Origin of the sequence: Glaciecola punicea ACAM 611 (assembly GCF_000252165.1) — a bacterium.
GTDB classification, from domain to species: Bacteria; Pseudomonadota; Gammaproteobacteria; order Enterobacterales; family Alteromonadaceae; genus Glaciecola; species Glaciecola punicea.
In genome coordinates this window covers 123,120-135,877 of the sequence record NZ_BAET01000008.1, presented here as the reverse complement: position 1 = coordinate 135,877, position 12,758 = coordinate 123,120, and the positions used below count along the sequence as shown (strand labels likewise).

General features: G+C 42.1%; 7 protein-coding genes. 5 read left to right on the top strand and 2 right to left on the bottom strand.

Annotated features, from left to right (window positions below):
* The first annotated feature begins 49 nt into the window (after positions 1-49).
* Complete coding sequence (locus tag GPUN_RS05115) at positions 50-1,549, top strand: tetratricopeptide repeat protein (protein ID WP_141567220.1); 1,500 nt, start codon at positions 50-52, stop codon at positions 1,547-1,549.
* 27 nt (positions 1,550-1,576) lie between these two features.
* Here the strand turns inward: GPUN_RS05115 and cysZ are convergent, their stop codons facing one another.
* Positions 1,577-2,335, bottom strand: a complete 759-nt coding sequence (gene cysZ, locus GPUN_RS05110; protein ID WP_006004155.1) for a sulfate transporter CysZ — start codon at positions 2,333-2,335, stop codon at positions 1,577-1,579.
* Between the two features lie 216 nt (positions 2,336-2,551).
* Between cysZ and smc the strand changes: the two genes are divergently transcribed.
* From smc to ligA, 3 genes are all read left to right on the top strand, one after another.
* Positions 2,552-6,061, top strand: a complete 3,510-nt coding sequence (gene smc, locus GPUN_RS05105; RefSeq protein WP_006004154.1) for a chromosome segregation protein SMC — start codon at positions 2,552-2,554, stop codon at positions 6,059-6,061.
* A gap of 30 nt (positions 6,062-6,091) precedes the next feature.
* Positions 6,092-7,582 (top strand): cell division protein ZipA, encoded by a 1,491-nt coding sequence (gene zipA, locus GPUN_RS13655; RefSeq protein WP_006004153.1) that lies wholly within the window; start codon positions 6,092-6,094, stop codon positions 7,580-7,582.
* Positions 7,583-7,684: 102 nt separating this feature from the next.
* Positions 7,685-9,727, top strand: coding sequence for an NAD-dependent DNA ligase LigA (ligA, locus tag GPUN_RS05095; protein ID WP_006004152.1), 2,043 nt, complete (start codon positions 7,685-7,687; stop codon positions 9,725-9,727).
* A 64-nt stretch (positions 9,728-9,791) separates the two neighbouring features.
* Here ligA and GPUN_RS05090 read toward each other — a convergent pair whose 3' ends face one another.
* Complete coding sequence (locus GPUN_RS05090) at positions 9,792-10,316, bottom strand: DUF2062 domain-containing protein (RefSeq protein ID WP_040520367.1); 525 nt, start codon at positions 10,314-10,316, stop codon at positions 9,792-9,794.
* A 30-nt stretch (positions 10,317-10,346) separates the two neighbouring features.
* Here GPUN_RS05090 and GPUN_RS05085 point away from each other — a divergent pair, with 30 nt between their 5' ends.
* Positions 10,347-12,746: a DNA internalization-related competence protein ComEC/Rec2 gene (locus GPUN_RS05085; RefSeq protein WP_006004150.1), complete on the top strand. Its 2,400-nt coding sequence runs from the start codon at positions 10,347-10,349 to the stop codon at positions 12,744-12,746.
* The last annotated feature ends 12 nt before the right edge of the window (positions 12,747-12,758 follow it).

Genomic DNA, 12,758 nt, shown 5'->3' with positions numbered 1-12,758 from the left:
CAGCGCTGTTAACAGAGCTGTTGTGCAAACTATGTGGTAGTAAACTATCTTGTATAAAAAAAGTGTTAAAGCAATGTTGTTATTGGCCTGTTTGGCCTTAGTTGTACTGTTGTATTCTAGTACTACTCATTATTCTCCCATGCTGCGTCACTATATCTCACCAGAACTTAAACAAGAATCCTATGCTGGCCTATGGCCGGCAGCCAAAAATGGTTCCGAATCAGCGCTTAATATGCTGTCGGAATTAGCTGCGCTTAACAACGATATTTTCTGGCTTGAAAAAGTAGCTTCTTTGCAAAACTTGCAAGCTATACTAGCGCTGGCAGATTTATCCGATGGCAGTAACAAAACGTTTTGGTGGCAGCAGGCGGCAATCATAGGCCATGCGCCGAGTCAGTTTGAACTTTCATTTTTAGTTGATTCTATCCAACAGCGTATCCGCTACTTAGAACAAGCAGCTATGAACGAGCATATTCCTGCAATTATTGCTCTGAGTAAGTTTTACTATGAAAACAGAGATGCAAGTAATGCATTGCGATGGCTTACACGCGCAGTTGAATACGATAAGTCAAGTACATTTAAGCTGGCTAGAATGCTCTTTAGGGAAGGTTTTGAGGCTCAAGCGCGCGCTGCGTTTAACAAAGCGGTTGCCTACACGCCAATTGCTAAAAACTATGTAGATGTGCTCAACAACTATAAGCAAACAACACTGTCGAGTCTGATTAGTCAGCCCACATCAATGCCAGCGTACTGCGCTCAGCAGCTTCAGTTCGTTGCCACCTCGTTGGATGGTGCAGTACAGGCCATGAATATTAAACATGCATTTGAGCGCGATAAACGTCTTAGCACGCTGCCTATTTGTGTTAGCTCTATTATTTGGTTAGCGCAAAATGAGCTGGAGTGTGATCTTGCTGACGGTCGCAAAGTGTGTGATTTGAGCAGTGTTGCAAAACAATCATTTGTGCCTAACTACACGCATTTGGTGTTCTTTTTAGAGGAAGGTAAGGCATATGTAAACGACGGTGCAATGTTTTTAGCACAAGACGATACCTATGCCGTTTTTGTGCATGAGCTAGCGCATTTTGTCGGGTTTGTTGATGAATATTCTTTACCGTCTGCGTTAGCACAGCAGCACTGCTATAAAAGCTACGCGCCTAACTTGCTCGTTAGCAATGATGAAATATTATATGAGCATGAAAAATATCAGCTCTGGCAGCGATATCAAGACCAGTTGATACTTCTCAATTTACCCAATAGGGGTGAAGAGCTTAGCGAGGATAAACAGAGTAATAAGTATACAAAGCGTCTGTCATTGGATATTGCGCCTTCGCTTACATGCGAGTCGTTAGATTTGACAGCCTACAAACCTTCTAGTCAACTTACGTTTATGGAATATCACGACACGCGGAATATTCCACCCATTTATATATTGATGTGGAAAGATCTTCTGAAACAAAGACATCATGATATTGCAGTGACGGCCTTATTTATGAAAAGCGCCCAGCAAAGCGACAATCAAGGTGCTGCGCTTTATTGGTCAGGGTTTTAGGCCTGCATGCGCCCCATCTTAGTGGAGTCAACTTTTATGCTTGAAATGATCAGCGTACATTGCGGTTGCGCCGCAAATTGATACCGGCATTACCATGAAATTAATTACCGGAATAAACGAGAAAATATTCACCATAATGCCAAAACTAAAGGCCCGTGATTTATCTAGGCGTAAGCTGTCACGTGTCAATCTAAAGTCGGCTTTATGGTTATCAAAAGGATAGTCTACATATTGAACTGCCATCATCCAAGCGGTAAATAAGAACCAACTAATTTGTCCAAATAGGGGAACAAAAAAGAAAATAAGTAAAAAACCGCTTGCGCGTGGAATAAAGTAAGTAAGTTTTGAAAATTCTCGGGCTAAGGCTCTCGGCGTGTCCTTTAAGGCGTCTAGTAAACCCTCATCCCCCATTTCTTCCCCGCTTAAATAGCGTTCAACTTTCTCGCTTAAAAAACCATTAAACGGGGCAGCAATCCAGTTAGCTAAAGTGCCAAAAATGAGGGCGAATAGAAGCAATACGGTAATGATAGCAATTGGCCACAAAATATAGCTCAGTGCGTCTTTAATAAAACTCATCCACTGCGGTACTATGCTTATAATGTAGTTTACAGATAGCTGTATGTAATCGAGCAGAAAATAAAATGCGCTGCTAAATAACAATAAATTAATTACAAGGGGAACTAGCACAAAGCGCTTCAGTCCTTTCGTTTTTATCAGTTCGAAACCCTGAAAAAAATAACTCACACCACTTCGATGGTTATCGAAATATACTGAACTATGGTTCATTAAAACTCCTTTTTTAAAATATTATTATAAAGCCTCGCGTCAGCAGCCACCAGTGACATCTAAAACTAATTTGTTACTAAACTTTACTACGTAATATATGGGTAATAGTTAGGCACCTTTTGACCGCTCAGTTCCTCACAAAAAGGCATGTAAAACTGGCCAAAAGGCGTGCACTTGTCTATTTACCCTTAGCATTTATTCACCTACACTATACTTATGCGTTTACAAAAAATCCGCCTAGCTGGCTTTAAATCTTTCGTAGATCCCACGAATATTCCGTTTCCAGGGGATATGACTGCTATTGTCGGGCCCAATGGCTGTGGTAAATCAAATATAATTGACGCTGTGCGCTGGGTCTTAGGGGAATCGTCAGCTAAAAATTTACGTGGTGATGCGATGATCGACGTAATATTTAATGGTTCAAGCTCTCGTAAAGCGGTATCGCAGTGCTCTGTAGAGCTCGTGTTTGACAATACATCTAAGCGTATAGGGGGCGAATTTGCGGCCTATAGCGAAATATCGGTTAAGCGTGTGGTCACAAAGGAGGCTGTTTCAAGCTATTTTTTAAATAGCGCTAAGTGCAGGCGTAGAGATATCACTGACCTGTTTTTGGGCACCGGTTTAGGTCCACGTAGCTATGCTATTATCGAGCAGGGCATGATTTCTAAACTTGTAGAGTCTAAACCGCAAGAGCTTCGGGTTTTTATTGAAGAAGCCGCCGGCATTTCAAAGTATAAAGAAAGACGCAAAGAAACTCTAACGCGTATAAAGCATACCAAAGAGAACCTTGATAGGCTTGAAGACGTGCGCCAAGAATTAGGTGAACAACTTGCTAAGTTAAAACGCCAATCACTGGTAGCTAATCGTTACAAAGAACTTAAACAGCAAGAACGCCAGCTAAAAGGTGAATTAGCCACGCTCAAATGGCTAGCGCAACGTCGTATTATGGATGATGCACAAGCAAACATAATGCAAGAGCAGCAGTTACTAGCTAAGTTAGAGGAAAGCCAGCAGAGCAATTATTCAAGTTTGCAAGCATTAAAAAATCAGCAAACTATGACTAAATCGAGCATTGATAATTTGCAGAAAGAAATTTTCACGGTAGGCACCGAAGTGACTAAACTAGAACAGTTACAGTTGTTTGCTAAAAAGCGCAGGGCGCAAATTCAATCTGAGATTGAACAGATTACGCAAACTGGAGTAAGCTTAAATATGGCCTTGCAAAGTTTATTGGCTGAAATTACTGATGCACAAGAAAAGCGCGCAATCACTGAGCCTGAAAAAGAAATTATTCAAGAGCAGCTTTTCGAGTTGGAAGATAAAAAGGTTGGTGCAGACGCTCGATTAGAAAAACAGTTACGTGTGGCTACGCAAACGCAAGACGCTTTTTATAGCAAGGCGCAACTTTTAGATAAAAAGAATAGCCAAATTCAGTACACACTGAGCTTGCAAACGCGCACGCAAACGAGGGTGGACGAACTTATTGACGAGCTATCAAATTTAGCCAATAAGCAGAGTAACAAAGAGCTTGCTCAGCTAAGTGATACTAGGCATATACTGACTGAATCAATAATAAAGCAGGAAAAACGTCATTGTGAGCTAAGTGATCAATTGCATCAAGCAAGGGCTAAACAAAATGAAGCGCAGCACGCTTATGAGCACCAGCGCGATAATACAGCTAGTGTTAAAGCCAAGCTAGACGCATTAGAAGCACTGCAAATGTCATCGATAGGGAATACTCGGTCAAGCACATCGGCATCGCGCGCTAATGTAGAGCCGGTTTTAGATAAATTCACCAAGGAAACTGCGTGGGAATTTTTCCACGTTGAAAACGGCAGCGAGAAAATACTTAACAGTGTTCTTCAAGAAGTAGGAGCGGTGTGGGTAATTGACGCCGCGTTAAGCGATCCAATTACGCACAACTGGCCATTAGCGGTATGGCTGCATGCGCCGCAAAGCTTGCTTTTTAAACAAAGTTTTACTCAGCATAAGGTCAAAGGTACCTTAGCGAGCCTACTGATTAATGAACTAGTGCCGCAGTTGTTCAACCATTACTTTCTTGCGATGGATCATACCCATGCTTTAGAATTGCTTAGGGTGATAACAGCAAACGACAGGATAATTGTCCCTAACGGAGATATTTATACGATTGACACATTCATAAAGCGTCACCAAGGTGATAATAAAATAGCCAGAGCAGCACAAATAAAGATACTGCATGAGCAGCATACTCTTAGCCAAAGTATTAGCATGCAAGCAAGAATACTCGCTGAGCAGACTCTTGAGAGCGTTAATCAGATCCAACAAGCGCAAGACACCTGTCACAAACAGTTATCCCTTGATAAGCAGCGAACCCAGGCGCTAGAAATAAATTATCAGAACATGCTCTTTCAACAACAACAAAGCGTTTTACAAAGTCAAAAAATACAGATTGAGATGCAACAAAATAAACAGCGTCTAGCACAAGAAAATATGGCTGTTGAAATACTCAATGATGAAGTAAATGACTTGGTTGAGGTTCTTGTAGGGCTTGAAGAAATAAAAAATGAAGCCTTGCAAACAACTGAAAGTTTGCGTGTACAGCAATTGCAGTGGCATGCGCAGCACACGCAAATGCAATCATCGCTGCACCAGCATTCAATGCTGTTGCAGCAAATCTGTAATAGTGTACAGATTCTGCAAGAACAACAGGCCAACAGACAGCTGCAGTTCAACGAGAACGAGGAAAAGCTCAGCCGTTTGCATTTAGAAACACACGATTTATCAGTACCACAGGACGTGCAGCACGAAAACTTGCAGTCACTATTGACCACACAGCAGCAACAGCAAGAAGCACAGGTGCTCCAGCGAAATAGCTTAGCGCAACTAGAGTTAGATATGGCTGAAATTGAGAAAGATCAACTTGATGAAGTTGTGCGCATAAATGAAATTAAAGCGCGTATAGAAATAAAGCGCATTGCCCTAGAAAGCGGCAAGGTACGCGCTCAGTCATTTATAGAACAATTGCAGCAATTACACCAATCTGTGAAAGATATTGTGGCTACCTTACCAGTGGATGCAGATGAGCAAACGTGGCAAAGTGAGCTTAACTGCACGTCAGACAGCGTTGCGCGTCTAGGCGCGGTGAACTTAGCTGCTGTTGATGAGTTTCAACAGCAGTCGAAGCGCAAAGATAATCTTGATGCACAAAATTTGGATTTAACACAAGCATTAGATATGCTTGAAAACGCGATGCGCAAGATAGATAAAGAAACTACCTCGCGCTTCAAGTCTACCTTTGATGCGGTTAATAACGATTTGAAAAGTTTATTTCCTAAAGTCTTTGGCGGCGGTATGGCATATTTAGCACTGAACGATGATGACATGCTCGATACAGGTGTTACTATAATGGCAAGACCACCTGGAAAGAAAAATAGCACTATTGGGCTATTATCTGGTGGAGAAAAAGCCTTAACCGCTTTATCATTGGTATTTGCTATATTTAGACTTAATCCTGCACCATTTTGTTTGCTAGATGAAGTTGACGCTCCTCTAGACGATGCAAATGTCGGCAGGTTCTGCCGCTTAGTTTCGCAAATGTCAGAGTCGGTACAATTTATTTATATTACGCATAATAAAGTAGCCATGGAAATGGCAACGCATTTAACGGGTGTAACCATGGCTGAACCAGGCGTATCTAGAATGGTTGCTGTTGATATGGAACAAGCATTAGTCATCGCTGAATGACAAGATAAAGCAATAAGATCAAGGGTAATAATGCAAAAAGAACTTCAAATAACATTAACTATTATTGGTATTCTAGTCATAGGCGGCGTGTTGCTGCACGGCATGTGGACAACGCGTAAAAATTCAGAAAAGTTAAAAAAAGCACGTTTTGAACCCCGTAATTGGGACGGTAATTGCGATCCCCAAAGCGAAATTAACGATGATGAACTCGGCTTTGATGATGTGGGTGTCTCAAAAGCTCGTGTTGTTACTAAGTCAGCAACTGATAAAAGTTTAGAGCCGTCAGCGCCTAATAAAAAGAGCTCTGAAAGCGCCGATACTTTAGCAGCCCCTTTTCTAAGAGGCTTGTCTGCAGGCGGCTCTGCTACTCACCCAAAAAATATGGAGTTAGGTGACTCAGTTGATGAAAAACATGAAAGCTTCTCAAATTACGTAAAAGATGAGCGCAACCAGCAAAGTAGCCATGGGGTGATTAATGCAGAAAATGCTAAATCAGATTATAACGAAGCTAGTAATGAAACGTCCGAAACTGCCAAGCAAAGTCAGCCGCCGGTATATTCTAATGTTGTCACCCAACGCAAGCCTGAATTTAGTAAGGCAACGGTAAACATAAGTGAAGAGTCCTTTGGTCAACCGCCTGTTTCATTGCTAAACACTGCAGACGCGCAAAAAGCTATGTCGCAAGAAAGTGAAGATATGCCAACTGCCGGTGTAAGCCAAGTAAATAAGCAAGCCGCAGAGCATAAACAAGCGCGCGTTTATAAGAGTCATACAAATGAACAGTTGACCAATAATGTTGCGCCTCATAGTGCTTCAACTGAGCAAGCAACACCTTCATTCGCGTCCCAAGGATTGCCAACGCAGTCATCACCCCCAGCAAAAGTCGAGAATCAATTAAGTTTTACTGAGCAAGCAAAGCGCTTTGTAAGACGAAACAAAAAAACCGTCGGCGAAAGGATTAGAAAGGAGCCTGTGCTTAAAGCTAAGGATGCGGATGACCAAATGCGCATCGACTTCAATGAGTCGCAAAGCCCTACTGCCAGCCAAGCGCAATCTCAAGGTGCTGATGCCAAATTAATGACCCAAAACACTGAAACAGACGTGCTGGTCTTGAATATCCGTGCCACTGATAGCAACCCAATTAGTGGCGCTAGCTTGTTGCCCATGCTCCTTACTTTAGGGTTCAAGTTTGGAGAGCACGATATATTTCACCGACATGTAAATACTAATGGTAAGGGACCTATATTATTCAGTTTGACTAACATGTTTAAACCCGGCGTGTTTGACATCGATAATATAGAAAATTTCAGTACTCACGGTTTATCTTTATTTATGATGCTGCCTATTGAGGGCGAGCCACAGCAAGTGTTTAATATGATGCACAATGCGACGCGCAAAATATCTGATGAATTTGGCTGTCGATTACTCGACGGTAATAAAGTTGGATTAAGTAAGCAAAGCTTACAGCAGTATGTTGAACGTATAAGAGAGTTTGAGCGCAAGCGTATCTCCCAAAATTAAATCCCTTGAGCCTGCGCGATAGGGCAGTGCTAAACGATAAAGCAACAAGCTGAACAATCATTGCATGTAAAAATGCCTGATGACCTTAATGGATAAATGTGAATGACCCCTAGTTTTATTTCTAGTGATGATGCCAAAGCCTTCCTTGACAGTATTAAAACCACTATTGAAGACTATAATCACCAGTACTACGTATTAGACGACCCAAGCATTCCGGATGTCGAATATGACCGTTTAATGCAAGATCTTCTAGCCATTGAAGGCTCATTCCCCAGTTTACGCACGCCAGACTCACCCAGTCAAAAAGTAGGAGGGGCTGCGCTTACAAAATTTGACCAAATTGAACATGAAATTGCTATGTTGTCCTTAGATAATGGCTTTAAAGATGACGATTTACGTGCGTTCGAACAGCGCATTAAAGACCGCTTAAATACCGAAGAAACGATAGAGTTTGCCTGTGAACCAAAATTAGATGGTTTAGCAGTCAGCATTTTGTATGAAAACGGCATACTGACGCAAGCCGCTACGCGAGGCGATGGCCAAGTGGGTGAAAATATTACCGCGAATGTTAAAACTATCGCCAATGTTCCACTTAAACTAAGAGGCGACAACTTGCCTCAACGCCTTGAGGTTAGAGGCGAGGTATTTATGCCCAAGCAGGGCTTTGAAAATTTAAACGAACTGCAAAAAAAAGCGGGTAATAAAATTTTCGTTAACCCACGCAATGCAGCGGCAGGTTCGCTTCGTCAGCTCGATTCAAAAATAACGGCGTCGCGACCACTTCGTTTATATGCATATTCAGTAGGTATTCTCCAAGGGGGTGACATCAGCCAAGCACAGAGTCATACCCAACGTCTTACTTGTCTAGAAGCATTAGGTTTGCCACTGTGCAAAGAGACACAAGTAGTAAGAGGCTTTACTGCCTGTCTTGAATATTTTGTCAAAATAGGACAAGTGCGAAACAGCTTAAGCTACGACATTGACGGCGTGGTGTTTAAAGTGAACAGGATCACCTTACAAAATAGGCTTGGGTTTGTGTCAAAGGCACCTCGGTGGGCAATGGCGCAAAAGTTTCCTGCACAAGAAGAACTTACCATTCTAAAGGAAGTGGAATTTCAAGTTGGGCGCACCGGTGCCATTACCCCCGTAGCCCGTTTAGAGCCTGTTTTTGTTGGCGGCGTTACGGTCTCAAATGCGACACTACACAACCAAGACGAAATTAATCGATTAGGCGTGAGAATAGGCGATACCGTGGTTATAAGGCGAGCAGGCGATGTGATTCCGCAAATCGTTAGCGTTGTGCTTGATAGAAGGCCAGCACACAGCACTGAGATCAGCTTTCCTAGCGAGTGCCCTGTATGCCAATCACATGTTGAGCGAATTGAGAACGAAGCGGTTATGCGCTGCACCGGAGGACTCGTGTGCGCTGCGCAAACTAAGCAAGCTATAAAGCACTTTGCATCGCGCAAAGCTTTCGATATTGAAGGTTTAGGTGACAAAATAGTAGACCAGTTGGTTGATCAAAAATTAATCCAAAATCCTACCGATATTTTCGCTTTGCAGTTATCAGAATTAGTCTCTTTAGAACGTTTTGGCACCAAGTCTGCTGTAAACCTCTTGCGGGCAATAGATGCATCCAAACAAACTACGCTTGCTAAGTTTATATATTCATTGGGTATCCGTGAAGTGGGTGAGTCTACTGCGCGTAATTTAGCACTACATTTCAATACTTTAGACGCAATAATAAGCGCAAACTTGGACGCACTCAAAGAGGTTCAAGACGTGGGTGAAATTGTTGCAAGTCATTTATATGAATTCTTGCGAGAACCTTTAAATATCGATGTGCTAAATAAGCTTGTTAGTGTGGGTATAACGTGGCCAGTTATAGCGCCTCCTTCACAAGAAAAGCAGCCACTGCTTGGAAAAACGCTCGTGCTTACCGGTATGCTGACCCAAATGGGGCGAACGGAGGCAAAGTCTAAACTTCAAGAGCTTGGCGCCAAGGTTTCTGGGAGTATTTCTGCTAAAACAGATTTGTTGATAGCGGGTGAGAAAGCGGGTTCAAAATTGACGAAAGCCCAGAATTTAGGCATTGAAATTTGGGACGAAAATGCGCTTGTGAAATATTTTTCGGGCTTACCTTAAGCCCCACATATTGTTTATCCAGCAAGTTATTGTCTCAGTTCATTAAACTTTGACGGGTACATTTTTAGACATCTTCGCGTTTCATACGCCTGCGTTCTTCCCATGCTTTTACGACCGACCAGCGCCACACTAACTCCAAAGAAAAGTATCCGATAGCCCCAGCCACTAGTGAGCAGATAAGACAGCCTAGTAAAAAGGCAGGCCCCATAGTGGTTAAAGATTGCCCCAACCACGCCCAGCTTAGCTCAAAATTAAAATGCGACATTTCAGTCCCAAGTACAGTACTTCCTACCAAATAAGCACAGTAGAATAGCGGTGGCATGGTAATAGGGTTTGATACCCACACGGTCGTAATAGCTAAGGGTAGGTTAACGCGCATTGGAATGGCAAGTGCAGCAGACAGGGCCATTTGAAAAGGAATTGGCCAAAAAGCGCAGAAAAGCCCAATGCCAAAAGCGCCCTTAGCGGAGCGACGATTAAGCAACCATAAATTTGGGTCGTGTAGCATTGTGCCAAATACTTTTAGCATCTTGTGGTTCTTCACCGTATGTTGGCTGGGTGAAAAACGGCGGATTAAGTTCTTTATTATGCTCACGGCTGTTTTCTCAGGTACCTGCAAATGACGAAGAGTGAAAAAACTCTGCTTGGTTTTATAATAACATTCTTAAGCAGCACATTATGGCCTAGTTTACCGCAAATATCACTCATTGCTTTAGCAATTATTGCGCTCTTATTTGTAGTCCTTACAAGATCTTCGGCCCTTGCAGCAGGAACATTAGTCGGTTTTTTATGGGCAAGCTTTTGCGGCTACTATTATCTTTCATGGCAAATTGATAATGACTTATATAACAACAATCTAATTGTACAGGGTAAGGTGGTTAGTTTATTAGCACCCCTGCCAGCTAATAACCTGCATGGTATATCACCGGCTAAAGATAGCGCTAAGCAATCAAGCGCGCTTGATCAGCGCGCGATTAAATTTAACTTTGTCATTGATAAAATAGGCGAGCAAACGCAAATTATAAAACCAAAGGTAAGGCTGTCGTGGTATTCGCCACGCTTATCGCTGCAGCAGGGAGACAGCGTGAGATTGTTTATACGGTTAAAGCCGCCTGCAGGTCTGGCAAACCCAGATGGTTTTAATTATCAGCAGTGGCTCAGCAGTAAAAATATAACTGCGCTTGGCTATGTAAGGCAAAGTCCTTCCAATCAATTTATTTCGCAAAGTTCAAGTATAAGGCAGCGTAGCGTGAATCTACTTTCAGAGCATGATTTACCTAATATTAGGTGGATACTAGCCTTAAGCTATGGTGACAGGAGAATGTTAACCAAAGATGATTGGGGCTTAATGCAACGCACTGGCACCGCGCATTTATTTGCTATATCGGGAATGCATTTAGGGATCGTGTTTAGCTTCACATTTCTTATTGGTAAAGGCTTATTTTTTGCATCAGCGCTTCATCCTAATGTAGTCATGAGCGTTAGTTTTAGACCACATTTGCTCATGTTACCTTGCAGCATTTGTGTTGCTTATGCTTATATAGCGGGCTTTGAAATTCCCGTAATGAGAGCACTATTCACCATGTTGTTTTGGACCACACTTGTGATGTTTGCCAAGCATTGGCGAATGCCGAACGTTCTGTTGATCTTGCTGAGCAGTTTTTTTATTATTTTTCCATTTTCAATATTGGGGATTAGTTTTTGGTTAAGCTTTACAGTGGTGTTAGTTATCATGCTTTTTCTTTGGCGTTTCAAACTACCAGCAAACGCCTCACTGGTGAGTAAATTTATGCACACTATAAAACTACAGTTATTTATAAGTGTAATTACTCTGCCGTTAATAGCGTTCACGTTTTCATCTTTGCCAGTCGTTTCGTTTTTTGCTAATTTATTTATGATCCCCCTTGTGACTTTTGTGCTGGTACCACTATGTTTGGTGGCTGCTATTATCGTCGCTATAGGTTTTGATGTTGCTATCATATATTGGCTAATTAATACTTGTTTTGAATATGCATTCTTGTTATTAAATTGGCTTGATGGTGGCACATCGCAATTCTTGGGTGAAGATTGGCAATCGGCACTGTGGGTCAAAAAAAGCATGGCTTGGCTAACTCATCCCGGCATAGTACTAGCATTTTTACTCATAACATTACCCCCATGGAATGGCAAAATGCCACTAGTGCTTAGTATATTGGGTGTGTGTGTCATTCATCAAAAATTTATTGATAAACACGCATTTTCAGAAAATAAATCGCATTTGTACGCTATGGATGTGGGTCAAGGCAGTGCCATTGTTATAAAAGATAAGAATGGCACAATGCTATATGACACCGGCGGTTCGTTTGCGGGTTTTAGTATGGCAAATTCGGTATTGCTGCCATTTTTTAAACATGAGAACATAAATAAGCTCAAGTATTTCATAGTAAGTCATTTAGACAATGATCATGCGGGTGGAGCTAACATCATTAAACAGCATTTGGAAATTGGGCAGGCTCTATCGCCACAAAAAGGCTGTAATAGACAAGATTTCTTGGCACTTCATCCATCGGGTGTGGCTAACTTCTTAGGGTTTGAGGCGCAGATTTTGTGGCCGCTTAAGCCTATTTCAGGCGATGAAAACCGGCATAGCTGTGTTATTAAATTGCATAAAGGCGAGCACTCTATTTTGTTAACGGGCGATATTGAAAAACAAAGCGAAGCACAAATTGTCGCCATGTATAAAGATACAAACTCACTTAACAGTAGCATATTGATTGCACCTCACCACGGCAGTAAAACCTCCTCCACAGCAAAATTCGTAAGTGCTGTTTCGCCAGAATACGTGGTGTTTACAAGTGGTAATAATAATCGCTGGGGTTTTCCTGCTCAAAGTGTTGTCAATCGCTACAAAAGTGTTAATGCAAAGGTATATGTGACAGGGCAGCACGGCAGAATAAACATCACGATTACGCAGAACGACATTGTGGTGTCATCTTATCGTGAAGATGAATATCCAAGGTGGTTTTTTAAAGCAAGGTAAAATTACTTACCG